The 24904-nt window shown below is 64.3% G+C and carries 26 protein-coding genes and 1 riboswitch; of the genes, 15 read left to right on the forward strand and 11 right to left on the reverse strand.

Features of this window, described 5'->3' with window-relative positions; all coding sequences use genetic code 11:
• Positions 1 to 111 precede the first annotated feature (111 nt).
• The 4 genes from V1279_RS01785 (at position 112) to V1279_RS01800 (ending at position 3289) form a co-directional block, all read left to right on the forward strand.
• Positions 112 to 861, forward strand: a complete 750-nt coding sequence (locus V1279_RS01785; protein ID WP_334431865.1) for an electron transfer flavoprotein subunit beta/FixA family protein — start codon at positions 112 to 114, stop codon at positions 859 to 861.
• The gene (locus V1279_RS01790; protein ID WP_334431867.1) at positions 861 to 1805 is read left to right on the forward strand and encodes an electron transfer flavoprotein subunit alpha/FixB family protein; all 945 of its coding nucleotides are present in this window, start codon (positions 861 to 863) and stop codon (positions 1803 to 1805) included. Before V1279_RS01785 ends, V1279_RS01790 begins: the two co-directional genes overlap by 1 nt.
• Positions 1806 to 1995: 190 nt before the next feature.
• Positions 1996 to 2877, forward strand: coding sequence for a 3-hydroxybutyryl-CoA dehydrogenase (locus V1279_RS01795; protein WP_334446153.1), 882 nt, complete (start codon positions 1996 to 1998; stop codon positions 2875 to 2877).
• Between the two features lie 223 nt (positions 2878 to 3100).
• A complete protein-coding gene (locus V1279_RS01800; RefSeq protein ID WP_028348190.1) occupies positions 3101 to 3289 on the forward strand; it encodes a putative motility protein in 189 nt (62 codons plus the stop codon).
• Between the two features lie 141 nt (positions 3290 to 3430).
• On the opposite strand, the gene tlpA is transcribed toward V1279_RS01800, so the two are convergent.
• Positions 3431 to 4105 carry a thiol:disulfide interchange protein TlpA gene (gene tlpA / locus V1279_RS01805; protein WP_442894721.1) on the reverse strand — a complete coding sequence of 225 codons (675 nt, stop codon included), beginning with the start codon at positions 4103 to 4105 and terminating at the stop codon, positions 3431 to 3433.
• Between the two features lie 121 nt (positions 4106 to 4226).
• On the opposite strand from tlpA, the gene argH reads away from it, so the two are divergent.
• From argH to lysA, 3 genes are all read left to right on the forward strand, one after another.
• Positions 4227 to 5624: an argininosuccinate lyase gene (gene argH / locus V1279_RS01810; protein WP_334431869.1), complete on the forward strand. Its 1398-nt coding sequence runs from the start codon at positions 4227 to 4229 to the stop codon at positions 5622 to 5624.
• A gap of 111 nt (positions 5625 to 5735) precedes the next feature.
• Positions 5736 to 5999, forward strand: a complete 264-nt coding sequence (gene lptM / locus V1279_RS01815; protein ID WP_334431871.1) for an LPS translocon maturation chaperone LptM — start codon at positions 5736 to 5738, stop codon at positions 5997 to 5999.
• 7 nt (positions 6000 to 6006) lie between these two features.
• A complete protein-coding gene (gene lysA / locus V1279_RS01820; RefSeq protein WP_334431873.1) occupies positions 6007 to 7272 on the forward strand; it encodes a diaminopimelate decarboxylase in 1266 nt (421 codons plus the stop codon).
• A 33-nt stretch (positions 7273 to 7305) separates the two neighbouring features.
• Here the strand turns inward: lysA and V1279_RS01825 are convergent, their stop codons facing one another.
• On the reverse strand, positions 7306 to 7545 hold the full coding sequence (locus tag V1279_RS01825) for a hypothetical protein (RefSeq protein WP_334431875.1): 240 nt from the start codon (positions 7543 to 7545) through the stop codon (positions 7306 to 7308).
• A 378-nt stretch (positions 7546 to 7923) separates the two neighbouring features.
• Between V1279_RS01825 and V1279_RS37730 the strand changes: the two genes are divergently transcribed.
• Positions 7924 to 8145: a DUF4167 domain-containing protein gene (locus V1279_RS37730; protein WP_442894868.1), complete on the forward strand. Its 222-nt coding sequence runs from the start codon at positions 7924 to 7926 to the stop codon at positions 8143 to 8145.
• A gap of 20 nt (positions 8146 to 8165) precedes the next feature.
• Here the strand turns inward: V1279_RS37730 and V1279_RS01830 are convergent, their stop codons facing one another.
• Together V1279_RS01830 and V1279_RS01835 are read right to left on the reverse strand one after the other, a co-directional pair.
• A complete protein-coding gene (locus tag V1279_RS01830; protein ID WP_334431878.1) occupies positions 8166 to 9077 on the reverse strand; it encodes an NAD(P)-dependent oxidoreductase in 912 nt (303 codons plus the stop codon).
• 169 nt (positions 9078 to 9246) lie between these two features.
• Positions 9247 to 9627: a carboxymuconolactone decarboxylase family protein gene (locus V1279_RS01835; protein ID WP_212418832.1), complete on the reverse strand. Its 381-nt coding sequence runs from the start codon at positions 9625 to 9627 to the stop codon at positions 9247 to 9249.
• A gap of 168 nt (positions 9628 to 9795) precedes the next feature.
• Between V1279_RS01835 and V1279_RS01840 the strand changes: the two genes are divergently transcribed.
• Complete coding sequence (locus V1279_RS01840; protein WP_334431881.1) at positions 9796 to 12450, forward strand: TIGR02302 family protein; 2655 nt, start codon at positions 9796 to 9798, stop codon at positions 12448 to 12450.
• A 156-nt stretch (positions 12451 to 12606) separates the two neighbouring features.
• Here the strand turns inward: V1279_RS01840 and V1279_RS01845 are convergent, their stop codons facing one another.
• Entirely contained in the window at positions 12607 to 12984 is a 378-nt protein-coding gene (locus V1279_RS01845; protein WP_334431883.1) for a response regulator, read from the reverse strand.
• A gap of 32 nt (positions 12985 to 13016) precedes the next feature.
• Entirely contained in the window at positions 13017 to 13901 is an 885-nt protein-coding gene (locus V1279_RS01850; RefSeq protein ID WP_334446156.1) for an MJ0042-type zinc finger domain-containing protein, read from the reverse strand.
• Between the two features lie 273 nt (positions 13902 to 14174).
• Here V1279_RS01850 and ftsE point away from each other — a divergent pair, with 273 nt between their 5' ends.
• The 3 genes from ftsE to V1279_RS01865 all read left to right on the forward strand — a co-directional run bounded on the left by ftsE (position 14175) and on the right by V1279_RS01865 (position 16628).
• Positions 14175 to 14834 (forward strand): cell division ATP-binding protein FtsE, encoded by a 660-nt coding sequence (gene ftsE, locus V1279_RS01855; RefSeq protein ID WP_334431885.1) that lies wholly within the window; start codon positions 14175 to 14177, stop codon positions 14832 to 14834.
• Positions 14827 to 15798 (forward strand): cell division protein FtsX, encoded by a 972-nt coding sequence (locus V1279_RS01860; protein WP_334431887.1) that lies wholly within the window; start codon positions 14827 to 14829, stop codon positions 15796 to 15798. Before ftsE ends, V1279_RS01860 begins: the two co-directional genes overlap by 8 nt.
• Positions 15799 to 15914: 116 nt before the next feature.
• Entirely contained in the window at positions 15915 to 16628 is a 714-nt protein-coding gene (locus tag V1279_RS01865; protein ID WP_334431889.1) for a YdcF family protein, read from the forward strand.
• Between the two features lie 25 nt (positions 16629 to 16653).
• On the opposite strand, the gene V1279_RS01870 is transcribed toward V1279_RS01865, so the two are convergent.
• Positions 16654 to 17259, reverse strand: a complete 606-nt coding sequence (locus V1279_RS01870; RefSeq protein WP_334431891.1) for a gamma-glutamylcyclotransferase — start codon at positions 17257 to 17259, stop codon at positions 16654 to 16656.
• 109 nt (positions 17260 to 17368) lie between these two features.
• On the opposite strand from V1279_RS01870, the gene V1279_RS01875 reads away from it, so the two are divergent.
• Positions 17369 to 18556, forward strand: a complete 1188-nt coding sequence (locus V1279_RS01875) for a DUF2125 domain-containing protein (protein ID WP_334431893.1) — start codon at positions 17369 to 17371, stop codon at positions 18554 to 18556.
• Between the two features lie 139 nt (positions 18557 to 18695).
• Here V1279_RS01875 and V1279_RS01880 read toward each other — a convergent pair whose 3' ends face one another.
• From V1279_RS01880 to V1279_RS01890, 3 genes are read right to left on the reverse strand one after another with little or no spacing between them, the layout of a single operon-like run.
• Positions 18696 to 19634, reverse strand: a complete 939-nt coding sequence (locus V1279_RS01880; protein ID WP_334431895.1) for a prephenate/arogenate dehydrogenase family protein — start codon at positions 19632 to 19634, stop codon at positions 18696 to 18698.
• Positions 19631 to 20728: a histidinol-phosphate transaminase gene (gene hisC / locus V1279_RS01885; RefSeq protein ID WP_334431897.1), complete on the reverse strand. Its 1098-nt coding sequence runs from the start codon at positions 20726 to 20728 to the stop codon at positions 19631 to 19633. Before hisC ends, V1279_RS01880 begins: the two co-directional genes overlap by 4 nt.
• 29 nt (positions 20729 to 20757) lie before the next feature.
• Positions 20758 to 21618, reverse strand: coding sequence for a chorismate mutase (locus V1279_RS01890; protein WP_334431899.1), 861 nt, complete (start codon positions 21616 to 21618; stop codon positions 20758 to 20760).
• A 173-nt stretch (positions 21619 to 21791) separates the two neighbouring features.
• Positions 21792 to 21871, forward strand: a riboswitch (SAM riboswitch).
• Positions 21872 to 21952: 81 nt separating this feature from the next.
• Here V1279_RS01890 and metX point away from each other — a divergent pair.
• Together metX and metW are read left to right on the forward strand one after the other, a co-directional pair.
• Positions 21953 to 23158: a homoserine O-acetyltransferase MetX gene (gene metX / locus V1279_RS01895; protein WP_334431901.1), complete on the forward strand. Its 1206-nt coding sequence runs from the start codon at positions 21953 to 21955 to the stop codon at positions 23156 to 23158.
• A 1-nt stretch (position 23159) separates the two neighbouring features.
• Complete coding sequence (metW, locus tag V1279_RS01900) at positions 23160 to 23834, forward strand: methionine biosynthesis protein MetW (protein ID WP_334431903.1); 675 nt, start codon at positions 23160 to 23162, stop codon at positions 23832 to 23834.
• Between the two features lie 95 nt (positions 23835 to 23929).
• On the opposite strand, the gene V1279_RS01905 is transcribed toward metW, so the two are convergent.
• Positions 23930 to 24790 carry an alpha/beta fold hydrolase gene (locus V1279_RS01905; protein WP_334431906.1) on the reverse strand — a complete coding sequence of 287 codons (861 nt, stop codon included), beginning with the start codon at positions 24788 to 24790 and terminating at the stop codon, positions 23930 to 23932.
• Between the last annotated feature and the right edge of the window lie 114 nt (positions 24791 to 24904).

Raw genomic sequence — 24904 nt, forward strand, 5'->3', positions numbered from 1 at the left:
GGGGCTGATTTTTGGCTTTCGCGCGTTGACCGCCGATAGCGGGACCTTTAGGTTCCGCGCCCAAGCTGATAACAGCCAATCAAACCCCAGAATTCAAGCGAAAGAGGATCGATGAAGGTTCTTGTGCCGGTAAAGCGGGTGGTCGATTTCAACGTCAAGGTCCGCGTCAAGAGCGACGGAACGGGCGTGGAACTCGCCAACGTGAAGATGTCGATGAATCCGTTCGACGAGATCGCCGTCGAGGAAGCGCTGCGGCTGAAGGAAGCCGGCAAGGCGACCGAAGTGGTGGTGGTGTCGATCGGCGCGGCGCAGGCCTCGGAGACGATCCGGACCGGTCTTGCCATGGGCGCCGACCGCGGCATCCTCGTCAAGGCCGAAGGCAATGTGGAGCCGCTGGCGGTTGCCAAGATTCTTAAAGCCATCGCCGAGCAGGAAAAGCCCGGCCTCATCATTCTCGGCAAGCAGGCGATCGACGACGACTCGAACCAGACCGGGCAGATGCTGGCGGCTTTGCTCGGCTGGTCGCAGGCGACCTTCGCCTCCAAGCTCGAAGTCGATGGCACCGATTTCAACGTCACGCGCGAGGTTGACGGCGGCCTGCAGACCGTGAAGCTGAAGGGACCGGCGATCGTCACCACCGATTTGCGGCTGAACGAGCCGCGCTATGCGTCGCTGCCCAACATCATGAAGGCGAAGAAGAAGCCGATCGACGACAAGAGCGCGTCCGATTACGGCGTCGATCTCACGCCGCATCTCGAAGTGCTCAAGACATCGGAACCGCCTGGCCGCAAGGGCGGCGTCAAGGTCAAGGACGTCGCCGAACTGATCTCGAAACTCAAGACCGAAGCCGGGGTTCTCTGATGACGACGCTATTGATTGCCGAACACAATAACGCGTCGATCAAGGACGCCACCAACAAGGCGCTGACGGCGGCCGCCGCACTCGGCACCGACGTGCACGTGCTGGTCGCCGGCGAAAACGCCAAGGCGGCGGCTGATGCCGCGGCCAAGCTCGCCGGCGTGACGAAGGTGCTGCTCGCGGATAACGCCGCCTACGCCCATGACCTCGCCGAACCGCTGGCCGCGCTGATCGTGTCGCTGGCTCCCGGTTATGACGCCTTCGTCGCGCCCGCGACCTCGCGCTTCAAGAATGTGATGCCGCGTGTGGCAGCGCTGCTCGACGTGATGCAGGTGTCTGAGATCATCAAGGTGGTCTCGCCTGACACCTTCGAGCGGCCGATCTATGCCGGCAACGCGATCCAGACGGTGAAATCAAAGGACGCCAAGAAGGTCATCACCGTGCGGACCTCGACTTTTGCCGCGGCCGGCGACGGCGGCAGCGCGCCGGTCGAGAACGCCGCCGCGGCGGCCGATCCGGGCCTCTCCAGCTTCGTCGGCGAGGAAGTCGCCAAGAGCGACCGGCCGGAACTGACTTCGGCCAAGATCATCGTCTCCGGCGGCCGCGCCATGCAGAGCCGCGAGAATTTTGCCAAATATATCGAGCCGCTCGCCGACAAGCTCGGCGCCGGCGTCGGCGCCTCGCGCGCCGCGGTCGATGCTGGCTACGCGCCTAACGACTGGCAGGTCGGCCAGACCGGCAAGGTGGTGGCGCCGGAACTATATGTCGCGATCGGCATCTCCGGTGCGATCCAGCATCTCGCCGGCATGAAGGATTCCAAGGTAATCGTTGCGATCAACAAGGATGAAGACGCGCCGATCTTCCAGGTTGCCGATTACGGCCTGGTGGCGGACCTCTATCAGGCGGTTCCTGAACTGACCGAGGCGCTCGGCAAGCTCGGGAAGTAATAATTCTGCACCGACCGGACGCGCGACGTCCGGCCGGTGTTTACTTTAAAAGCGGTTTCAAGCGAGGTTTCCGGCCTCGCGTGAAGAAAACGTGCCAAAGAAGGGGACTGAACCTCGCTTCTGATGATATCAGAACCCAGGTTTAGAGATGAACAGGCGCGATGTGCGCGCCGTTCCGGTGGATGACAAGATGGCGGTGACAATCAAGAAGGTCGGCGTGATCGGCTCGGGCCAGATGGGCAACGGCATCGCGCATGTGGCGGCGCTCGCCGGTTTCGATGTGGTGCTCAACGACGTCTCCGACGAACGGCTGAAATCGGCGATGGCGACCATCAACGGCCATTTGTCGCGCCAGGTTGCCAAGCAGACCATCACCGAGGACGCGCGCAAAAAGGCACTCGCCCGGATTACCTCCACCGAGACGCTGGATGGTTTGGCGGACTGCGACCTCGTAATCGAGAGCGCGGTCGAAAAGGAAGAGGTCAAGCGCAAGATCTTTCACGAGCTCTGCTCGGTGCTGAAGCCCGAAGCGATCATCGCTACCAACTCCTCCTCGATCTCGATCACGCGGCTCGCCTCCTCGACCGATCGTCCCGAGCGCTTCATCGGCATTCATTTCATGAATCCGGTGCCAGCGATGGAACTGGTCGAGCTGATCCGCGGCATCGCCACCGACGATTTGACGTTCGACACCGCGAAGGAATTCGTCACCCGGATGGGCAAGCAGATTGCCGTATCCGAGGATTTCCCCGCCTTCATCGTCAACCGCATCCTGCTGCCGATGATCAACGAGGCGATCTACACGCTCTATGAGGGCGTCGGGAACGTCGAGGCGATCGACGCCGCCATGAAGCTCGGCGCGCATCACCCGATGGGGCCTTTGGAACTCGCCGACTTCATCGGCCTCGACACCTGCCTGTCGATCATGCAGGTGCTGCACGAGGGGCTGGCGGATTCGAAGTACCGGCCGTGTCCGTTGCTGGTGAAATATGTCGAGGCCGGCTGGCTCGGCCGCAAGACGCAGCGCGGCTTCTACGACTACCGCGGCGACAAGCCGGTCCCGACGCGGTAGGCGTCATCGCGCCTTCGTAGGATGGGTAGAGCGCAGCGAAACCCATCATGCTTCCGCGCAGGGATTGATGGGTATCGCTTCGCTCCACCCATCCTACGAATACTGGACACGCGCAGAGTGTCCTCGCTCATGCATTCGCGCGCCCACCCAACTTTTCTGCCATCTCCAGAATTCGTTAACCGGTGTCGGGGTAAGGTGCCCTCACGTTTAAGGAGTGCTGCGTATGGATATGATGGCGATGGTATCGAGCATGCTCGCGATGCAGGCGGCGGGTACGCAGCAGCAGATCCAGACCTCGATCATCAAACAGAACGCGGATGCCGAGAAGGCCGCGGTCCAGACGCTCTTGGGCACGCCCTCGACGGCCAATCTCGCCCCCGGTGTCGGCGGCAATCTCAATATTGCGGCCTGAGAGAAAGCCGGTCGCATCATTGAACCCTCATGGTGAGGAGGCGCTTTAGCGCCGCCTCCGCACGATGATTCGCATCGCCGGGAGAACCATGTGGCCCCGCTGGTGCCACTCACCCTTCGCCGAGCGCCTACCTGCAGACTGCTAAGGCCCGGCCTTTACCGGCTCCATCGCGGCCTTGATCAGCTTGATCGCGTCGTCGCTGGCCCATTCGGCGGGACCGGCAAGGTTGGCGATCTCGCAGCCCTGGCTGTCGACCAGCACCGAGGTTGGCATCCCCAGGGCCTTGCCTATGCTCTTAAGGTCTTGAAAAACCTTGGCTTTTGAGTCGGCGAAATAGCCAAGCCTGGTCAGGTTGGCCTCTTTGAGGAAGTTTTTCGGCTTCTCGGGATCACGGGTGTCGATATTGACGGCGACCACCTCGAAATCCTTGCCGCCGAGCTTGGCCTGCAGGCTGTCGAGCGCCGGCATTTCCTTACGACAGGGCACGCACCAGGTGGCCCACAGGTTCACCAGCACGGTCTTGCCGCGCCATTCCGACAGTTTTCTTGGCTTGCCCGCGGCATCCTCAAAAGCGAGGTCGGGGAGCCGCAAGGGCACCGTCGCCATGGTCAGCGCCGCCACCTCGCCATGCGCCAGCGGCGCGATCTTGCGGGCAAGTTCAACCGCTCCCCTACAGATGGGATCGCCGCCAGCGCGTTTGAAGCCGCCGAGCCCGTAAAACGCGCCTAATCCGATCACGCCCACAGCCGCCACCGCACCGATGGCGAGCGGGATCCGGCGCGTCGCGGCCGGGCGGGGCGGGGAAATTTCGGGCATATCGTTTGTCATCCTGTATCAGATACGGCTATGCAGGGCTCAAGATTACGGTCGAGTTACGGCCGAAACCGGCGCGGCGTTTCGCTTCCGTTCGACGATAAATGGCAGGGCTTGAGAAGTCATGAGCAACAAGATGTGGGGCGGCCGGTTCACCGAGCGTCCCGATGCGATCATGGAGGAAATCAACGTCTCGATCGATGTCGACCGTCACCTCTATGCCCAGGACATCGCCGCGTCCAAGGCCCACGCGGCGATGCTGGCCGCGCAAGGCATTATCACGGCGAGTGATGCGAAAAATATCGGCAAGGGTCTAGACACGATTTTGTCAGAAATCGAGAAGGGCGCGTTCGACTTCAAGCGCGCGCTCGAAGACATCCATATGAACGTCGAGAGCCGGCTTTCCGAACTGATCGGGCCGGCCGCGGGACGGCTGCACACCGCACGCTCGCGCAACGACCAGGTCGCGACCGATTTCCGGCTCTATGTTCGCGACACGATCGACAAGACGGATGCGGCGCTGGCCGCCTTCCAGCATGCGCTGGCGGAGCGCGCGCTGGAACATGCCGCGACCGTGATGCCGGGCTTCACCCACCTGCAGACCGCCCAGCCCGTCACCTTCGGGCATCATCTGCTCGCCTATGTCGAGATGGCCGCGCGCGACCGCGGCCGGTTTGCCGATGCGCGGAAGCGGCTGAACGAATCGCCGCTCGGGGCTGCGGCGCTGGCCGGAACCTCGTTTCCGATCGACCGCACGGCGACCGCGAAAGCGCTCGGCTTCGACCGGCCGATGGCCAATTCGCTGGACGCGGTATCGGACCGCGACTTCGTGCTGGAAACCCTGTCTGCGGCCTCGATCGCGGCCGTGCACATGTCGCGCTTCGCCGAGGAAATCGTGATCTGGACCTCGCCGCTGGTCGGCCTGGTGCGGCTCTCCGACAAGTTCACCACCGGCTCCTCGATCATGCCGCAGAAGCGCAATCCCGATGCGGCCGAACTGGTGCGCGCCAAGACCGGCCGGGTGATCGGCGCGCTCAACGGTCTCCTGATCGTGATGAAGGGGCTGCCGCTCGCCTATCAAAAGGACATGCAGGAGGACAAACAGGGCGCAATGGAGGCGTTCGGTGCGCTCTCGCTCGCGATCCGGGCGATGACCGGCATGGTCATCGATCTCGTCCCCGACGAGGCGCGGATGAAGGCTGCCGCCGGCGAGGGCTATGCCACCGCCACCGATCTGGCCGACTGGCTGGTGCGGACGCTGAAAATGCCGTTCCGCGACGCGCATCACGTCACCGGGCGCATCGTGGGCCTCGCGTCGAAGCAGGGCGTGGCGCTGCACGAACTGCCGCTGCAGGCGATGCAGGAAGTTGAGCCGAAGATTACGGCGGACGCCCTGCGCGTGCTATCGGTGGAAGCTTCCGTCAAGAGCCGGACCAGCTATGGCGGCACCGCGCCGAAGAACGTGCTTTCCCAGGCCAAAGCCTGGCTGAGGCGGCTGGAAAAAGAGCGAAAATTGGGCTGAGGAAAAATTTCGCTGCAATTTCTTAGGTTTTTCTTGGGTTTCCGTGGCCCATCGGCACTCGCCAGACTGCGGCAATCTTTGTATGGTGCGGCGCGCATTGGGGATTTCGTCGTGATCAGTAACTACCGCCCGTCATCGTCGGGATGGGCCATCATCTTGTTGAGCGTAACCGCGCTCGCGCTCGGGGGCTGCGGACGCAAGGGCGGGCTCGACCTGCCGCCGAACGCGGCGTCACAGGCGCAACCCACGTCGGACACCGAGGCCGAGCGCGCCGCGCAGCCCGGCGTCTTCAATTCGACCTACGGATCCGAGGCTGGCCCCAGCGCCCCCAAGGGCGGCAAGAAGAAATTCGTTCTCGATCCGCTGCTGGACTGAGCGCGCCATGAATCATTTTGATTATCGCAACGGCGTGCTGCACGCCGAGGCCGTCAACCTGTCCGAACTCGCGGATGCCGTCGGCACGCCGTTCTATTGCTATTCGACGGCGACGCTGGAGCGTCACTACCGCGTCTTCACCGAGGCCTTTGCCGGCGAGAAGACGCTGGTCTGCTACGCCATGAAGGCGAACTCCAACCAGTCGGTGCTGCGTACGCTGGCGAAACTCGGGGCCGGGGCCGACGTGGTATCCGGCGGCGAGTTGAAGCGCGCGCTGGCGGCGGGTATTCCGCCGAGCAAGATCCTGTTCTCGGGCGTCGGCAAGACCGAGCCAGAACTGCGTGCAGCGCTGGCGGCCGACGTTCTCTGCATCAACGTCGAGTCCGAGCCCGAACTGGAACTGCTGTCGAAGCTCGCGGTCGAGACCGGCAAGACCGCGCGGATTTCGTTGCGGGTCAATCCGGATGTCGATGCCGGCACCCACGCCAAGATCGCCACCGGAAAATCCGAAAACAAGTTCGGCATTCCGATCGAGCGGGCGCGCGAGGTCTATGCCCTCGCGGCAAAGCTGCCGGGCATCGAGGTGACCGGCACCGACATGCATATCGGCAGCCAGATCACTGATCTCTCCAAGATGGAAACCGCGTTCCGGATTCTTTCCGATTTCGTGCTGACGCTGCGCGCCGACGGACACAACATCTCCCACATCGATTTCGGCGGCGGGCTCGGCATCCCCTATCACGCCGACCGCGAAGCGCCGCCGCTGCCGTCCGCCTACGCCGCGATGGTCAAGCGGGTGACGCACAATCTCGGCTGCACGCTGATGTTCGAGCCCGGGCGGATGATCGTCGGCAATGCCGGCATCCTCGTCTCCCGCGTCATTTATGTGAAGCCGGGCGAGGCGAAAAACTTCGTCATCATCGACGCCGCGATGAACGACCTGATACGGCCGACGCTCTACGAAGCCCATCACGACATCGTGCCGATCCGCGAGGCGGCGAAGGGCGCGCGAACGATCATGGCCGACGTCGTCGGTCCGGTCTGCGAAACCGGCGACTATCTCGCCCTCGATCGCAACCTGCCCGAACCCAGGGCCGGCGATCTCATCGCCATCATGACCGCCGGCGCCTACGGCGCGGTGCAGTCCGGTTTCTACAATACGCGGCCTTTGGTGCCGGAAGTCCTCGTCAAGGACGACCAGTACGCCGTGGTGCGCCCGCGCATCGAGGTCGAGGAACTGATCGCGATGGACAAGCCGGCGCCCTGGCTGTGAGCGTTGTCGCCTCGATGGTCTCCTGAACGTCCGTCATACTGTTTCGGCTGTTTTGGCCGTTATCACCGCACTCGTTTTTTGCGCTGCGTCATAGACCTTGACCTGAAGCATCGGGTATTTGGTTTTGAGTTCCCGCGCTTTCTTTTCGGCGGCTTCCTTGGTGTCGAACACCGCCTTCATCTGACCGTCGACCTCGATGCCGAAACCCTCGGTGATAGTGACATCAGCGCGCATGATGTTCCTGGGGACTGGCTCCTCGGTCATCGTCGTCATGAATTTTCTCATCACGGACCTCCCTTGTTATGTTCTGGCCGCTGCCGCGTTATGGGCGCTGGCTCAACGAGGGTGGACACTTTCGCCGAAAATTCCTCTTCAGCCAGCAACTTGAAATCGCTTTCCGAGGTCATATCTAAAACGCAGTCGATATGGATTCGTTCGGCGGGCCCTCTCTGCTGCTAATCGGGCGCCAGGAACGCATACCGCACCCCCGAAGTTTGAGCGCCGCCCGCAGTGGCCCATCGACCGGATTGCAGCACGACATTTCCTCCAATCAACGTCGCACGGCTCTGCCGGAGCGGCATACGGACCAACATGAAATACATTTCGGAACCTAAGCCGGTAACGGCACACTCACGCCCAAATGCGAAACTTATGGCCGGTGCAGCGCGGCCACGATCCCGGCCCGCCCGGAGAAATGAATCTTCCGGGTTCCCTGGCTCTCAGGCGAAGAGTGCTCAGAGCGCAGAGAGAAACTATGAACGCTATCTGGCCTTGGCCCGCGCTGAACTTCTGAGGGGAGACCGGATCGCAGCGGAGAATTATTTCCAGCATGCCGAGCACTATTTCCGGTCGATGTCGAAGAATGCGAATTAGCACGTAGGTCGCACGAGAGATCACTTCGCCGCGTGATCGCCCTTTGCCCCGCCGACCACCACGCCCGCCGCCTTTTCGATCGGCTTGATCGCGGCGGTGAAATCCGACTCCGGACCCTCGTCGCGGATGATGACCTCCCACAAGCGTCCGACCGCTTCGGCGACTTCCATCGACAGCCCCAGCGATTTCATCTCCGCCAGCGCGAGCCGCACATCCTTCACCATCAAGCCGGTGGCGAAGCCGAAATCGAAGCTGCGCGGCAGCACCGAGCGCGGAAACTTGTCGCGGCTGGCGGTGTTCAGTCCCGAACCGGCATTGATGACGTCGATCATCACGGCCGGATCGAGCCCCGCCTTGACGCCCATCACCACGGCTTCCGACGTCGCCACCATCGCGGTTGCGGAGAGGAAGTTGTTGGCAAGTTTCATCGTCTGCGCCGAGCCGGGCTTTTCGCCGATGAAGAACACTTTTCCGATCACGTCGAGCGCCGGCTTTACCGCCTCATAGTCGGCACGCGGGCCGGAGGCCATCACCGCCAACGTTCCCTTCTCGGCGCCGCCGACGCCGCCGCTCACGGGACTGTCGATCTGCACGATGTTCTTCGCAGCCAGCAGGCCGTGAATCCGTGTGGCCATCTGCGAACCGACGGTGGAAAGATCGACGAAGCGCCTGACGCGCTTGCCCTCGATCACCCCAGCGGCGCCGCCGGTCGCAACATCGAGTGAAGCTTGCAGCGAGGGTAGGCTCGCCAGGACGGTCTCGCAACGGTCGGCGACGTCCTTGGGCGACGATGCGGCCTGCGCGCCGAGCGCGACCAGTTGGTCGACGACTTCCTTCCGCGTATCGAACACGGTGAGCTGGTGCTTGGCCTCGATCAGGCGTCGCGCCATCGGAAAACCCATCTTCCCGAGGCCGATGAATCCGATTTCCATGATGGTGTTTCCTCTCGCACTTCGTCATTGCGAGGCTTGTCCCGCCGTAGCTCGAAGAGCGAAGGCGGAAGCGCGCCTAGGTCTGATTGCTTCCGCCTTCGCTAAAGCTTCGGCGGACAAGTCGCTTCGCTCGCAATGACGGCTGAAACGGTTTGTTATTTCGACGCTCTTAACCCTTGTCCAATTCCGCAAACACTTCGCGCGCGATGCGAAAGCTGTCGACGCCGGCGGGGATGCCGGCATAGATCGAAACCTGCATGAAGATCTCGCGGATCTCGTCGCGGCTGACGCCGTTGGTCAGCGCGCCCTTGATGTGCGCCTTCAATTCGTGCGGCCGGTTCAGGATCGAGATCATGGCGAGGTTGAGCATGCTGCGCGTCTTGTGCGGCAGTTCCTCGCGGCCCCATACCGCGCCCCAGCAATATTCGGTGACGAGTTCCTGGAACGGCTTGTTGAAGCTGTCGGCGTTCTTCAGGGCATTGTTGACATAGGCCTCGCCGAGCACGGCTTTGCGAATTTCCAGTCCCTTGTCGTGTGTCTTTTGGTCCATGACGTTTCCTTACGTATTTTTACGGTTCGATGCCGACGTTACGGGGTCGCCCGCCCGCAGTCACGCCTTCGTGTTATGCGTATTTCCGGGTGTGGGTTACCCCGGGAACGGGTGCCTCATTGCCGCCGTTGTGCTAGGCTGACTTGTCGGTAACCCGGAGAGAGTTTGTTGAACGGCGCTTCTCCCGACCCCACTAAAACCACCCGCGAGCCGGATGCTGTCGCGCGGCTCAAACTGACGCAGGCCCTGCAACGGGCTCAGTATGCGATTGCGTGGGAACGCGCCTGGCCGGGCTTCGCCCGGATTTTGAGCGTGATCGGACTGTTTCTGGTGGCGTCCTGGGCCGGTTTGTGGCTGGCGCTGCCATTCCTTGCACGTGCGATCGGCCTCGGCCTGTTCATCCTGCTGGCGCTGGCGGCGTTATTCCCGCTCGCGCGGTTTCGCTGGCCGAGCCGCGAAGAGGCGTTGAGCCGGCTCGACCGCGGCACCGGCATTCGCCACCGCCCGGCGACCGCGCTGACCGATACGCTCTCCAACAAGGACCCGATCGCGCAGGCGCTGTGGCGCGAGCAGCGCGAGCGCACGCTGGCCTCGATCAAGCGGATCCGCGCCGGGCTGCCTTCGCCGCGGCTTCCGATCCACGATCCCTGGGCGCTGCGCGCGCTGGTCATGGTGATGCTGGCGGCCGCCTATGTCGCCGCCGGCGACGAGCGCACGCTGCGAATTGCCGCGGCGTTCGACTGGAACGGGGTGCTGGCGCCGGCGAACGTCCGGGTCGATGCCTGGGTGACCCCGCCGGTCTATACCGGCAAGCCGCCGGTCATTCTGTCCGCCGCCAGGGATGCGGCTTCGCCCGATAGCGGAGCACCGTTGCCGGTGCCTTCAGGCAGCACGCTGCTGGTGCGTTCCAGCGGCGGCACCATCGATGTCGTGGTCGGCGGCGGCGTGACCGAGATCGCGCCGGGTGAACAGGCGCCGAAGGGCACCAACGAACGGCATTTCAAGATCACCGGCGACGGCAGTGCGCATGTCCGCGCGCCGTCCGGCCAGCCGCTGTGGCGCTTTGCGGCCACTCCCGACCGCGCGCCGACCATTTCGCTTGCCAAGGATCCGGAACGCCAGGCCCGCGGCTCGCTGCAGATGTCCTACAAGCTCGAGGACGATTACGGCGTCACCGAAGCGCGCGCGCAATTCGTCGCCCGCCCCGCCGATGCGGCCAAGACTTCTGATGCCAAGACCCCCGATGCCAAGACCCCCGATGCGAAGGAAGGCAAGAGCAAGGAGGCCGACAAGGCCGAGCCGCGGCCGCTGTTCGAGTCGCCGCAGTTTCCGCTGGTGCTGCCGAACGCGCGTACCCGCAACGGCGTCGGCCAGACGGTGAAGGATCTCAGCGAAGATCCCTATGCCGGCGCCGACGTGACGCTGACGCTCACGGCCAAGGACGAGGCCGGCAATGAAGGCAAGAGCGAGCCGTTCAATATGCGGCTGCCGGAGCGGCTGTTCACAAAGCCCCTGGCGCGTGCCTTGATCGAGCAGCGCCGCATCCTCGCCCTCGACGCCAACCAGAATGCGCAGGTCTATACTGCGCTCGATGCGCTGATGATCGCGCCGGAACTGTTCACGCCGGAGGCTGGGCATTATCTCGGCCTCTTCAGCGTTAAGCACCAACTCGAGGCGTCGCGCACCGATGCCGCGCTGCGCGAAGTCGTCGCCAGCCTGTGGGCGCTTGCCGTCGCCATCGAGGACGGCAACATCACCGACGTCGACAAGGCGCTGCGCGCGGCCCAGGAAGCGCTCAAGCAGGCGCTGGAGCGCGGCGCCACCGACGAGGAGATCAAGAAGCTCACCGACAATCTGCGCGCCGCGCTGGACAATTTCCTGCGCCAGCTCGCCGAGCAGTTCCGCAACAATCCGCAGCAATTGGCCCGCCCGCTCGATCCCAACACCAAGATGCTGAGCCAGCAGGATCTCAAGAGCATGCTCGACCGGCTGGAGCGGATGTCGCGGTCCGGCGACAAGGATGCCGCCAAACAGCTATTGGAACAGCTGCAGCAGATGCTGGAAAACCTGCAGATGGCGCAGCCAGGCCAGGGCGACAACGAGATGGAGCAGGCGCTGAACGAGCTCGGCGACATGATCCGCAAGCAGCAGCAATTGCGCGACAAGACCTACAAGCAGGGCCAGGATTCCAGGCGCGACCGCATGCGCGGCAAGCAGGGCGACCAGAGCATGGGCGATCTGCAGCAGGACCAGCAGGGCCTCCGCGATCGGCTGAAGAAATTGCAGGAAGAACTCGCCAAGCGCGGCATGGGACCGGGCCAGCGCGGCCAACAGGGCCAGCAGGGTCAGCGCGGCGAACAGGGGCAGGGCCAGCAGGGTCAAGGCCAGCAGGGTCAAGGCGGCGACCAGGGCGACGGTGAGGACGGGCTCGGCCAGGCCGATTCGGCGATGGGCGATGCCACCGGCCGGCTCGGCGATGGCAATGCCGATGGCGCGGTGGACTCGCAAGGCCGCGCGCTCGACGCGCTGCGCAAGGGTGCGCAGAGCCTGGCCGAGGCCATGCAGCAGGGTGACGGCGACCAGCCGGGCGACGGCCCCGGCAATCCAAGAGGCCGCCAGCAGGGCGCTGCCAACTCGACCGATCCGCTGGGCCGGCCGATGCGCAACAACGAATTCACCGACGATTATTCGGTGAAGATCCCCGGCGAGATCGACGTGCAGCGGGTGCGCCGGATCCTCGAAGAACTGCGGCGCCGTCTCGCCGATCCGTCCCGCCCGCAGATCGAACTCGATTACATCGAGCGGCTGTTGAAGGATTATTGAGCGGGGCTCGGCTCAACCGACCGTCATCACGCACACTGTCGTCACCCGCGAAGGCGGGTGTCAGGGATTGATCGAGAAGCCGCGGCGTACTGGATCCCCGCCTTCGCGGGGATGACGAGCTGAGGATGTGGCGGCACTGGTAGACCGCCCTCCCAGCTACCCCGCCTTCCCAGCCGCCAGCGCATCCGCCACAGCCGTGCGGATGTCGTGCACCGAGAACGGCTTCGTCACCACGTCGTGTACGATGGCGTTGAGGCCGGAGGCGCGTTCGCGCTGATCGGCGAAACCCGTCATCAACAGGATCTTCAGCTTGGGAAAATCGCGCGCCGCCGTCAGCGCAAGTGCGATGCCGTCCATCACGGGCATCTGGATGTCGGTCAGCAGCAGGTCGAACGTGCCGTGTTCGCGGGTCAGGATATCGAGCGCTTCGGCGCCGTCCTCGGCGGTGACGGTCTCATGGCCGTCCATGGCGATGGCGCGCGCCACCAGCGAGCGCATGGAATCCTCGTCATCGGCAATCAGCACGCGTGGCATGAAGTCGTCTCTCTCGCCTCAGGCGGCCTGGTTCAGGCGTGGCCGGCCAGATCCCGCTTGTTGAAAAAGCGTACGTCAATATTGCGGCCTTCGGGCGGCGGCGAAGCCAGCCGCGACTTGAAGTAGGCGCGCTCGCCGGGCTTGAGCACCGGCTGCTCGAGCACCGCGTTCCAGGCATAGATCTCGGCGCCTTGCGCGTCGCGGACGGAAAAGCGCAGCCGCGGCAATTCGACCGGCTTCTTGGTCTCGCCTATGATCACGCCTTCGATGACCAGGACCGGCTTGCCGTCCACGGTCTCGTTGCTGATCTTGATGTCCTTGAACGCCAGCCCGCGCAGGTTCACCTCCAGCCCGACCATCTTGTAGAACGTCGCGGTTTGCGGCAGCAGCCGCACGGTTTCAGCGCGCCAGATTATCAGCGCCAGGATCAGCGCGCCCATCGCGGCGCAGGCGGTCGGCAGGCCCAAGGACGGCATGAAGGGGATGCGGGGCAGGGAGGGCAGCCGGAACAGGCGGGCCAACCGCTGGCGGTGCGTGGTGATCGGGATCCCCTCATGGTTTTCCGCATCCAGCCGGGTGGCCGACGGCCAGTCGCTGTCGCCGCTTGGTTGCGATCCTTCGCCCTCGGCCGGCCAGCCGGCCGAAATCGAGGGGCTGTCGACCACCGGGGTGTCATGCCCCTCCTCCTCGCGCGCCAGCGCCTCCCACTCGGCCGCGGCATCGTTCGCGGCCGGCGGGGCCGATTGCGCCGAAGTTGGCATGGCGGCCGGCCCGGCGGCCGCCATTTCGATCGCGTCTTCGGGCCGCGCCAGCCAGGTCTCCTTGCAGCGCGAACAGCGGACGGTACGTCCGGCGGGCCCCAGGGTGGCAGGATTGATGGCGTAAGATGTTGTACAATGAGGGCAAACGATATGCATGGAGCCCATCTCACCAGTGTCTTTGCCCGGATGCTACATAGCGACCGTTAACGAATCGGAAACCATAACGGCCGCAAAACCGTTTTGTCCGGTTGGTGCCCAAACCAGCGGGCCACGAGCCCAAAGTTCAGGTTCGGGTCCAGGTTCAAGTCCGGGGTTTCCGGCCGCGGTCCACGCCGAGCGGAGCTCGGTCACTACCCACGCCGAGCGGAGCTCGGCCACTGCCCACGCCGAGCAGAGCTCGGCCACGGCTCATGTCGAGCGGAGCTGAGCTTGGTTCGGTTCGAAAATGTCGGTTTGCGGTACGGGCTCGGCCCGGAGATTTTGCGCGACCTTACTTTCCTGATCCCGGCCCATTCCTTCCAGTTTCTCACCGGTCCCTCGGGCGCGGGCAAGACCTCGCTGCTGCGGTTGTTGTTTCTGTCGCTGCGGCCGACGCGCGGCCTCGTCAACCTGTTCGGCCAGGACGTCTCGCTGCTCAACAAGGATCAGATCGCGGGTCTGCGCACGCGCATCGGCATCGTGCTGCAGGATTTTCGCCTGCTCGACCACATGACGACCTATGAGAACGTGGCGCTGCCGTTCCGCGTGATGGGTCGTGAAGAATCCAGCTATCGCCGGGAGGTGATCGACCTCCTGAAGTGGGTCGGTCTCGGCGAGCGCATGGATGCGCTGCCGCCGATCCTGTCGGGCGGCGAGAAGCAGCGCGCCGCGATCGCGCGCGCGGTGATCTCGCGGCCGCAATTGCTGCTGGCGGACGAACCGACCGGCAGCGTCGACCCGACGCTCGGCCGGCGCCTGCTGCGGCTGTTCATCGAATTGAACAGGCTGGGCACCGCGGTGATCATCGCGACCCACGACATCACGCTGATGGACCAGTACGAGGCGCGGCGGATGGTGCTGCATCAGGGGCGGTTGCACATCTATGAGTAAGATGGATGACGAGCATGGGCCGCTGGTGGACCTCGGCACCGAGCGCCCGCAGGTGCCGGCGCGCGCGCGCAACATGTCGCCGATCGTGCCGCGGGCGTCGATCTCCGGCCGCGCGCTGGTCGCCGTCGTCGCCATCATGACGTTCCTCGCTTCCATCACCACCGGCACCGTGCTGCTCGTCAGCGCATCGGCCGCGGAATGGCAGTCGGAGGTCGCCAGCGAAATCACCATGCAGGTGCGCCCGCAGGCGGGGCGCGATCTCGAGCGCGACGTGACCGCGGCGGTGGAGGCGATGCGGGCGCAGCCCGGCATCGTCCAGGTCAAGCCGTTCACCAAGGACGAATCGGCCAGGTTGCTGGAGCCGTGGCTTGGCAGCGGGCTGTCGATCGAGCAGTTGCCGGTGCCGCGCGTCGTCGTCGCGCGCGTCCAGCCCGGCACCACGCTCGATCTCGCGGCACTGCGCTCCAGGGTGACGCAGGTCGCGCCGTCGGCGAGCGTCGACGATCACCGCGCCTGGATCGAGCGCATGCGCTCGATGACCGGGGCGACCGTATTTGCCGGCGTCGGCATCCTCGTGCTGGTGATCGCGGCGACGATCATTTCGGTTTCGTTCGCGACCCGCGGTGCGATGGCGGCGAACCGCCCGATCGTCGAGGTGCTGCACTTCGTCGGCGCCGGCGACCGTTATATCGCCAACCATTTCCTGCGGCATTTTCTCAGGCTCGGGCTGGAGGGCGGGTTGATCGGCGGCGGCGCCGCGATGCTGGGTTTCGGCTTCTCCGAATCGATCGCCGCCTGGTTCTCGGGCACCCCCGTCGGCGATCAATTCGCAGCGCTCCTGGGGACGTTTTCGCTGCCGCCCTCGGGCTATCTGGCGCTCGCGATACAGGCCGTGGCAATCGCCGCCATTACCGCCTGGGCCTCGCGGCGAACGCTGTTCGCCACGCTGGACGATATCGATTGATTTGGGCCATTGGTATTTTCAAGTGAAGCAAGTCACGGACTTGACCCGGGGACCGGGACTCCACTTCGCCTGAAAACGTTCTAGAATTATCCGTGGGACGAGGGTTGCCGGACGATATGGATTTGCAGCACGACGATAGCACGCCGGGAACGCGGGTCGCGCCGCCGCGCGGATGGCTGCGCGCGGTCATCGTCGGCTCCATGGCGATTCTGTTCGTCGGTGCGGCGGTAGGTTTCATCGCCTTTCTCTCGCAATTGCGCGGCGTCGAAATCAAGCCGACGCGCGCCGCCGACGGGATCGTGGTCTTCACCGGCGGCTCGTCGCGGGTGTCGGATGCGATGGAATTGCTGGCCGGCGGCTACGGCAAGCGGCTGTTGATTTCGGGCGTGCATCCGACCAACGCCGCGCGCGACATTTCGCGCTCGCTGCCCGACAACCAGTCGCTGCTCGGCTGCTGCGTCGATCTCGACCGCTCCGCGATCAACACGCGCAGCAATGCCGCCGAGACGCGGCGCTGGGCGCGGGAGCGCGGCTTCAAGTCGCTGATCGTGGTGACGTCGAACTACCACATGCCGCGGGCCATTCTGGAATTGTCGCATGCGATGCCGGATGTCACGCTGATTCCGTTCGCGGTGATCGGCGACAAATGGCGCGACGAGCCGTGGTGGACCAGCGGCGCGACGCTACGTCTGTTGCTGTCGGAGTATGCGAAATATGTCGCCGCCGAGGTGCGAGTGCGCCTCGCCGGTGCGGGCATCGATCTCGTGCCCGAACCTTCCGATCAGCCCGCGCCGGGGCCGCCCCGCCCGGCGACGGCGCAAGCCAACTGAAACTGACCGGCTTTCGGCTACCAGGCTAGGGCGCATCTTGCGCGCCTTGAACGGGTGAATGGAGCAGATGCTGATCGTGCAGCATCATCGCCAGCCGATGCAGTTGGGAATCGCGAAAGCCGGCCGCCTCGATCGCCTTCACGGTGGCTAGAACATAGTCGCGGTTAACGCCGGACTGGCCGTGTCCCTGAAGCACGTGGCGCAACTGTTCCGCCAGCGACAGCCGCCCGGCATATTGCACGTGGCCGCGGTCGACCACATAGACGAGCGCGCTGACGCGCTGGCGCGCCTCGTTCTCCAGCCACACCGATCGTTTCACCTCGCGGTACACCGAGGTGACCTGCTCGCGTTCGCGCAAATAGGCGATGGTCGCTGTGCGGTTCTTCTCCGCGACCCGGAACGCGACGCCGCGGCAGGCGCCGCCGCGATCGAGCCCGAGCACGAGGCCGGGCTTTTCCGGCGTGCCGCGATGGACGAAGGAATAGACGCAGAGCGCGCGGTGTTCGCCGATTAGCCGTGCCGGAACCCGTTCGATGAATTCGAAACCCGGGCGCCACATCAGGGAGCCGTAACCGAACACCCAGAGGTCGCCTGACGAGAATTCCGTATCGTTGAGCGCAATCGCGGACATCGCCCGCACCGCTACCAGAACGGCACGGCAAAGCGAAGTGAAATCAATGCCTTTTGTTGCGGGGAGCGGATGCTTACATTTGACAAAATCGCTAGCCAAAGGACGCCGCATGCCTGACACGACCCCCGCGCCGCGCCGGCGCCCGCTGTGGCGCCTCTTCATCATGCCCGCACTGCTCGTCGTCGCCGCCGCGGCATGGAGCGCGTTCTGGTTCTATGCCGCTTCCGAAGTCGGCGTGCGCGCCGACGCCTGGGCGGCGCAGGAGGCAAAATCCGGCCGGGTCTATGCGTGCGGCAAGCGCTCGGTGGCAGGCTTCCCGTTCCGCTTCGAGGTCCGCTGCGACGACGCCAGCGTATCGCTGGTTTCGCAGACGGCGGGCGCGCAGGCGCCGTTCACCGCGCGGCTCGGCGAGATCATGGTGATCGCGCAGATCTATCAGCCGAGATTGCTGATCGCAGAATTCAAGGCGCCGGCCACGCTGGCCGATCGCGGCCAGCCGCCGTCGATGAAGGTGAACTGGACCAGCGGCCGCAGCAGCGTGAGCGGCTTGCCCGATATTCCGCAGCGCGCTTCCATCGTGTTCGACAATCCCTCGATCGACCGCGTCAACGGACCGGTGCAGACGCCGCTCGCGCGCGCCGGCCGTGCCGAATTGCACGGCCGCCTCGCCGAGGGCTCGGCCAGGGATAGGCCGGTGATCGAAGCGGTGCTGCAGATAGCAGGCGGCAACGTGCAGGAAGTGCATCCGATACTCGCAGCGCCATTCGACGCCGACATCCAGACCAAGCTCACGGGCCTGAAGGATTTTACGCCGAAGCCGTGGCCCGAGCGGTTCAGGGAATTGCAGGCGGCGGGCGGTCATGTCGAGATCGTGCGCTCGCGGATTCAACAGGGCGATCTGATCTCGGTGGCCGCTGGGACGTTGAGTCTCAACGCGCAGGGGCGGATCGACGGCGAACTGCAGATGACGGTGACGGGACTGGAGCGCGTGATCCCGGCGCTTGGGATCGAAAAGATGCTGGAAGAGGGCGTGCCACAGGCAACGCTCGATCGCGTCGCGCCGGGCGTCAAGTCGCAGGACCTCAACAACCTGTTCGGCGCGCTCGACAGGGCGATCCCGGGCCTCGGCAAGGTCGTCAAGCAGAACGCCAATACCGGCGTTGTCGCCGGCATCAACGCGCTCGGCAAGGAGGCGGAGCTGGAGGGCAAAAAGGCGCGCGTCTTCCCGATGCGCTTCGTCGACGGCGCGGTGTTTTTGGGGCCAATAAAGGTGGGGCAAGTGCCGCCGCTGTTTTAGCTTTCACCGTTGCGCGCCAATCTCTCCACGTCATTGCGAGGAGCGCAAGCGACGAAGCAATCCAGCCATCGGTTATGCCGCGCTGTGGATTGCTTCGCTGCGCTCGCAATGACGGAGGGGAGAGCGGAGCGCACAACCCTCACTCCGTCTTCTTCAGCGGCGGATGCGGCCGGCCGAAATCCGGCGCCGCCGAATCCTGGCCGATCTCGACGATGCCGCGGCGGATGGCGCGGGTGCGGGTGAAATGCTCGAACAGCGCCTCGCCGTCGTTGCGGCGGATCGCGCGGGTGAGCTTTGAAAGATCCTCGTTGAAGGTGCCGAGCATTTCCAGCACCGCTTCCTTGTTGTTCAAAAACACGTCGCGCCACATCGTCGGGTCCGACGCTGCGATGCGGGTGAAGTCACGAAAGCCGCCGGCGGAGAATTTGATTACCTCCGACGACGTCACCTGCGCCAGTTCATCTGCCGTGCCGACGATGGTGTAGGCGATCAGATGCGGCAGATGGCTCGTGATCGCCAGCACCAGATCATGATGATCGGGCGTCATGATCTCGACCCTGGCGCCCATGCCGGCCCAGAACGCTCGCAGGGTTTCGATCGCCGTCGGATCGGTGCCATCAGGTGGCGTGAGGATGCACCAGCGGTCGATGAACAGTTCGGCGAAGCCGGAATCGGGCCCGGAATGCTCGGTGCCCGCCACCGGATGCGCCGGAACGAAATGAACGGTCTGCGGCAGATGCGGCGCCATCTCGCGGACGATCGCGCCCTTGACCGAGCCGACGTCGGAGACGATCGCGCCGGCTTTCAGGAACGGCGCGATCTCCTGGGCGACCGGGCCGCAGGCGCCGACCGGGATGCAGAGGATCACGAGGTCGGCGTCTGCAACGGCTTCCGCGTTGGTCTCCAGCACGCGGTCGACGATGCCGAGTTCGGTCACCCGCGCGCGGGTTTTTTCCGAGCGCGCGGTGGTGACGATTTCGCTGGCGAGCGCTTGCGCCCGCGCCGCGCGCGCGATCGAGCCGCCGATCAGGCCGAAGCCGATCAGCGCGACGCGTCGGAAGATCGGCGCGGCGCTCATCTGGCCGCCATGAAGTCGCGCAAGGCATCGACGACGAGGCGATTGGCCTCCTCGGTGCCGATGGTCATGCGCAGGGCGTGGGGGAGGCCGTAATTGTTGAGCGCGCGCAGCACCAGGCCGCGCCTGGTGAGGAACGCATCCGCCTCAGTCGAGGTCTTGCCCTTGTCGAGCGGGAAATGGATCAGCACGAAATTCGCGACGCTCGGCGTGACCTTGAGCCCGAGTTTTGTCACCTCTTCCGTGATCCAGTTGCGCCACTGCTCGGTGAACGCCTTCGACATCCGGACATGCGCGGTGTCCTCGATCGCCGCGACCGCCGCCAGCATCGCCGGCGTCGAGACGTTGAACGGCCCGCGGATCCGATTGACGGCGTCGATGATGTTGGCGGGGCCGAACATCCAGCCGATTCGTAAGCTGGCCAGCCCGTGAATCTTGGAAAACGTATGCGTCATCACGGTATTTTCGGTGGTCGCCACCAGTTCGAGGCCGAGCTCGTAATCGTTGCGCGACACGTAGTCGGCATAGGCGGCATCCAGCACCAGCAGCACATGCGGCGGCAGACCTGCGCGCAGCCGCTTGACCTCGTCGAACGGCACGTAGGTGCCGGTCGGGTTGTTCGGGTTGGCCAGCCAGACCAGTTTGGTGCGCGGCGTCACGCGCGCGAGGATGGCGTCGACGTTGGCGGTGAAGTCGGTCTCGGGCGCGATGACGTTCTTCGCGCCGTTCGCCATGGTGGCGATCGGATACACCAGAAAACCGTGCGCGGTGGAGATCGCTTCATCGCCATGGCTGAGATAGGTGTGCGCCAAGAGATTGAGGATTTCGTCCGAGCCGGCGCCGCAGATGATGCGGTTGGGATCTAGCCCATAAGCGCGGCCGATCGCCTCGCGCAGCACCCGCGAGGAGCCTTCCGGATAGTCCTCCAGATGCGCCGCCGCCTGCTTGTAGACTTCGATCGCCTTCGGCGAGGGCCCGAACGGGGTCTCGTTGGCGGACAGCTTGAATACCTTGCGGCCCGGCTCCGGCACCGGCGTCTTGCCGGGCGTGTAGGGCGCAATATCGAGAATGCCGGGATTCGGCACGGGTCGGTTCATCTTCAACTCCGGAATTTCGGGGCGGGCCCTTAAGCCTTGGCTGCCCCGTTCGGGGGCACCGTATAGCGCGTTGCGTGGCTGCCGACGAGGGCCGAAGAGCGCACTGAGGCGCCGGCCTGGATCAGGGCATTCTTGATCTTTTCGAAGCCGGCGCCGGCGTCCGACACCAGAAGCGCCGCGCCGTCGAAGGCGGTATCGGGCACGGCGACGATTTCGGCAAGCGGCGCCAGTGCGCGCGCGGTATCGGCGTTCCAGCCGGCGACGCGCACGCTCCACATCTGGACTTCCGTCACCATGGCGTCGTCGGCGACCCGCGAGATCACGAACACCGGCAGCGCCGCCGGATGATCGGCGCGTTCGAGGAACGGCAGCCGGGCGATGATCTTCGGTGCGCCGCTGGCCTCCAGCGCGATCCACCACGGCGTGCGGCTCGAGATCGCCGAGACTAGCGCCAGATCGCCCTTCGATTTCGCCACCGCCTCGACTGCGGCGTGCGCGCTGAAATGGCCGACATAGGGCACGACGAAGCCGAAGTGAAACCGCGCCGAATCCCGCATCGCGGCCTCGCCGACCGAGACATCCGCATGCACCGAGAACGGCGCCTGGACATAGGTGAACGTCGAGATGATGACGCGCCAGATGCTCTCGATGGTGTCGAGCGGCAGGATGCCGCGATGGCGCTGCACCAGTTGCCGCATCATGCTGGCCTCGCGCGCAGGCCGGAACGCAGAGCCGACTTCCTGGGTCTGCTTCACCTGGATCAGCCGGTCGATGATGTCGCCGCGCGCCATCAAGAGGCGATGAACCTGCTCGTCGATCGCGTCGATCTCCTTGCGCAGCTCCTGCAGCGAGGGCGGGGCCGGGGGTGCCTTGGACGGTACCTTGGACATCTCAAAAACCTTGGTGCCGGACAGCCCGATGCGGCCGGCAGACAGTCGCATTGATTAGGAAAGACGGGCGCTGAAAGCAAAGAGAAACGTCACGGAGGAGCCCTGCGCGATCAGGTTAACCATGGTGCCCGGCCCCGCCTGCCTTGACGAAATGCTTGGGCGGGACTAGCTTTGTTCCATTCCGTGGTCATTTGAGCCGGCCGGCTTGCAGCCACGTTAAACAATTCGCTAAACAGGCCGGGGACAGATTTGATCCCGGCCGAACCTTTGTTCAGGCCGGGTTTTTTATGGCCTGATTCTGTCCGTAGCCTCCGCGAGGAGGAGGGTCGCCGCGATGACAAACGTGCATTCGATACCGAGCCCCTCGATCCTCAACGAGGATCGCGCCCATGAGGCCGATCATCCGACCTCGCTGGTGGCGAAGTTCGGCACCGAGCAGCCCTTGAAGCTCGATTGCGGCATCGATCTCGCGCCATTTCAGATCGCCTATCAGACCTATGGCGAACTGAACGCCGACCGCTCCAACGCTATTCTGATCTGCCACGCGCTGACCCTCGATCAGCATGTCGCCAACGTGCATCCCCTGACCGGCAAGGCCGGCTGGTGGGAGATCATGGTCGGTCCCGGCCGTCCGCTCGATACCGACAGATATTTCATCATCTGTTCGAACGTGATCGGTGGCTGCATGGGATCGACCGGTCCGGCCTCGACCAATCCGGCTACCGGCAAGGCCTGGGGGCTGGATTTTCCAGTCATCACCATCCCCGACATGGTTCGCGCGCAGGCCATGCTGCTCGATCGGCTGGGGATCGAAACGTTGTTGTGCGTGACCGGCGGATCGATGGGCGGCATGCAGGTGCTGCAATGGACCGCCGCCTGTCCGGAGCGCGTGTTTTCGGCGCTGCCGGTCGCTTGCTCGACGCGCCATTCGGCGCAAAACATTGCGTTTCACGAACTCGGCCGACAGGCCGTGATGGCCGATCCGGACTGGCATCATGGGCGCTATTTCGAACGCAGCACCCATCCGCACCGCGGGCTGGCCGTGGCGCGGATGGCTGGCCACATCACCTATCTCTCCGACGCCGCGCTGCATCGCAAGTTCGGACGGCGAATGCAGGATCGCGAGTTGCCGACCTTCTCGTTCGACGCGGATTTCCAGGTCGAAAGCTATCTGCGCTATCAAGGCTCGTCGTTTGTCGAGCGTTTTGATGCCAACAGCTATCTCTACCTGACGCGGGCGATGGACTATTTCGATATCGCCGCCGACCATGACGGCGTGCTGGCGCAGGCGTTTCGCGGCATCAAGACCCGCTTCTGCGTGGTGTCGTTCACCTCGGACTGGCTGTTCCCGACCTCGGAATCGCGGGCGCTGGTGCATGCGCTCAACGCCTCCAGCGCGCGGGTGTCGTTCGCCGAAATCGAAACCGATCGCGGCCATGACGCCTTCCTGCTCGATGTGCCGGAGCTCTTCGACATTGCCCGCGCCTTCCTGGAATCCGCCGGCAAGGCGCGTGGGCTCTGCAATGGTGCGGGTGGTTGATATGGCGGTTCAGGAACCGGCCTTGCCGCTCGGCGGCATAGCGCCCGATCGCACCGGCAAGTATCGCACCGATCATCTTCTGGTCGCGGAAATGATTCCATCTGGCTCGAAGGTGCTCGACGTCGGCTGCGGCGATGGCGAGTTGCTGCAGCTATTGGAAAGCCGCGGCATCGACGGCCGCGGCATCGAGCTGTCGCGCGAGGGCGTCAACCGCTGCGTCGCCAGGGGGCTTGCGGTGGTGCAGGGCGACGCCGACACTGACCTAGTCAATTATCCTGATGACGCCTTTGACTACGTGATCCTGTCGCAAACGCTGCAAGCCACGCGGCAGCCGAAGGCCGTGCTGGAAAACCTGCTGCGGATCGGCCGGCGCGCGGTCGTCTCATTCCCGAATTTCGGCTTCTGGAAGATGCGGCTGCAACTGCTGGTCGGCGGGCACATGCCGCGTACCGAAAATCTCCCCGCCACCTGGTACGACACGCCGAACATCCATTTCTGCACCATCAAGGATTTCGTGCAGCTCTGCGACGAGATCAACGTCAAGATGGAGCGCGCCATGGCGCTCGATCTCTACGGCCGCCCGGTGCCGCTGAACCTGCCCTGGTGGGTCTGGAACATGTTCGGCGAGCAGGGCGTGTTTTTGCTGAGCAGGGGCGGGGCGGGGCAGGGAAAATAGGCCTCCGCCGTCATTGCGAGGAGCGAAGCGACGAAGCAATCCATCTTTCCCCGAGTCGAGGCATGGATTGCTTCGCTTCGCTCGCAATGACGGGGCTAGACCATCGACCTCGCATCGCGCACCGGCCATCTCCCGGCCTCCACCAGCGCGATGAACCGCTCCACCATCTCGTTGAACAGCGCCGGCTCTTCGAGATTGAGCACGTGGCCTGACTTGGGGAAGAACGAGAGCCCGGCCGCCGGCAGATGCTGTTTCAGGAACAGGCTCGGCCCGATGCAATTGTCGTCCTCGTCGCCGCACAGGATCAGCGCCGGCGCCGGCACGCGTCTGATCGCATCCGTCATGGTGTAGATCGAGGGACGCATCCCCTGAAAGCTGCGCATGGTGTTGGCCGAACCTTTGGCGTCGTGCCGCGCCAGCGCGGCGTAGAAGTCGGCGTGGCCGCGCGGGTCCTTCAGCAGGAACGGAATCCGGCTCGGAGCCTCACGCGTAACCTTGGCGACTTCCACCGAGCCGATCGCCTCATACTGCTCGGCGTTGGCCCGGCACTGCGCGCGGAAGGCGTCGAGGTTTTCGAGATCCGAGCCCGCGCCGACGGCAGCGAGCGTCATCGACAGCGCCCGCTCCGGCGCATTGAGGCCGACCTGCAGCGAGGAATAAGAGCCCATCGACAGGCCAACGAAATGCGCTCTCGCGATGCCGAGGTGATCGAGCACGGCGAGCGCGTCGGTGTAGAAGTGCTTGTAAGTGTAGACGTCGGCGTCAGACGGCACGTCGGATGGCGTATAGCCGCGCGCCGAATAGGCGATGCAGCGGTGGCCGCGCGAGAAGTAGCGCATCTGCGGCTCCCAGTTGCTATGGTCGGCCGCGAATTCGTGCAGGAAGATGATCGGCGTCCCGCTTCCCGCCTCTTCATAGTGAAGACGAACGCTATCCTTGGCGACGGCATAGGGCATTTCGGATTCCTCTCCATTTTCTTGTTTTCACGCAACTTCCTTGCGCGGCCGGCCCGCAAAATTGCAGTTAATTCCCGCGGCTGCAATGCGGCAGTTTAGTTTCATTTTCGCCAT

Source organism: Bradyrhizobium sp. AZCC 1610 (assembly GCF_036924515.1).
In the GTDB taxonomy this organism is placed as follows: Bacteria; Pseudomonadota; Alphaproteobacteria; order Rhizobiales; family Xanthobacteraceae; genus Bradyrhizobium.

Excerpts from the sequence above, each read along its gene's own strand:
- V1279_RS01875 (WP_334431893.1), top strand. The coding sequence starts at position 17,369 with ATGCCTGACACGACCCCCGCGCCGCGCCGGCGCCCGCTGTGGCGCCTC.
- V1279_RS37730 (WP_442894868.1), top strand. The coding sequence starts at position 7,924 with ATGGCCGGTGCAGCGCGGCCACGATCCCGGCCCGCCCGGAGAAATGAA.
- V1279_RS01865 (WP_334431889.1), top strand. The coding sequence starts at position 15,915 with ATGGATTTGCAGCACGACGATAGCACGCCGGGAACGCGGGTCGCGCCG.
- V1279_RS01880 (WP_334431895.1), bottom strand. The coding sequence starts at position 19,634 with ATGAGCGCCGCGCCGATCTTCCGACGCGTCGCGCTGATCGGCTTCGGC.
- V1279_RS01870 (WP_334431891.1), bottom strand. The coding sequence starts at position 17,259 with ATGTCCGCGATTGCGCTCAACGATACGGAATTCTCGTCAGGCGACCTC.
- V1279_RS01905 (WP_334431906.1), bottom strand. The coding sequence starts at position 24,790 with ATGCCCTATGCCGTCGCCAAGGATAGCGTTCGTCTTCACTATGAAGAG.
- V1279_RS01845 (WP_334431883.1), bottom strand. The coding sequence starts at position 12,984 with ATGCCACGCGTGCTGATTGCCGATGACGAGGATTCCATGCGCTCGCTG.
- hisC (WP_334431897.1), bottom strand. The coding sequence starts at position 20,728 with ATGAACCGACCCGTGCCGAATCCCGGCATTCTCGATATTGCGCCCTAC.
- V1279_RS01835 (WP_212418832.1), bottom strand. The coding sequence starts at position 9,627 with ATGGACCAAAAGACACACGACAAGGGACTGGAAATTCGCAAAGCCGTG.
- tlpA (WP_442894721.1), bottom strand. The coding sequence starts at position 4,105 with ATGCCCGAAATTTCCCCGCCCCGCCCGGCCGCGACGCGCCGGATCCCG.
- argH (WP_334431869.1), top strand. The coding sequence starts at position 4,227 with ATGAGCAACAAGATGTGGGGCGGCCGGTTCACCGAGCGTCCCGATGCG.
- V1279_RS01825 (WP_334431875.1), bottom strand. The coding sequence starts at position 7,545 with ATGACGACGATGACCGAGGAGCCAGTCCCCAGGAACATCATGCGCGCT.
- metW (WP_334431903.1), top strand. The coding sequence starts at position 23,160 with ATGGCGGTTCAGGAACCGGCCTTGCCGCTCGGCGGCATAGCGCCCGAT.
- V1279_RS01790 (WP_334431867.1), top strand. The coding sequence starts at position 861 with ATGACGACGCTATTGATTGCCGAACACAATAACGCGTCGATCAAGGAC.
- V1279_RS01795 (WP_334446153.1), top strand. The coding sequence starts at position 1,996 with ATGGCGGTGACAATCAAGAAGGTCGGCGTGATCGGCTCGGGCCAGATG.
- metX (WP_334431901.1), top strand. The coding sequence starts at position 21,953 with ATGACAAACGTGCATTCGATACCGAGCCCCTCGATCCTCAACGAGGAT.
- V1279_RS01850 (WP_334446156.1), bottom strand. The coding sequence starts at position 13,901 with ATGCATATCGTTTGCCCTCATTGTACAACATCTTACGCCATCAATCCT.
- V1279_RS01890 (WP_334431899.1), bottom strand. The coding sequence starts at position 21,618 with ATGTCCAAGGTACCGTCCAAGGCACCCCCGGCCCCGCCCTCGCTGCAG.
- V1279_RS01860 (WP_334431887.1), top strand. The coding sequence starts at position 14,827 with ATGAGTAAGATGGATGACGAGCATGGGCCGCTGGTGGACCTCGGCACC.
- V1279_RS01830 (WP_334431878.1), bottom strand. The coding sequence starts at position 9,077 with ATGGAAATCGGATTCATCGGCCTCGGGAAGATGGGTTTTCCGATGGCG.
- lysA (WP_334431873.1), top strand. The coding sequence starts at position 6,007 with ATGAATCATTTTGATTATCGCAACGGCGTGCTGCACGCCGAGGCCGTC.
- V1279_RS01785 (WP_334431865.1), top strand. The coding sequence starts at position 112 with ATGAAGGTTCTTGTGCCGGTAAAGCGGGTGGTCGATTTCAACGTCAAG.
- V1279_RS01800 (WP_028348190.1), top strand. The coding sequence starts at position 3,101 with ATGGATATGATGGCGATGGTATCGAGCATGCTCGCGATGCAGGCGGCG.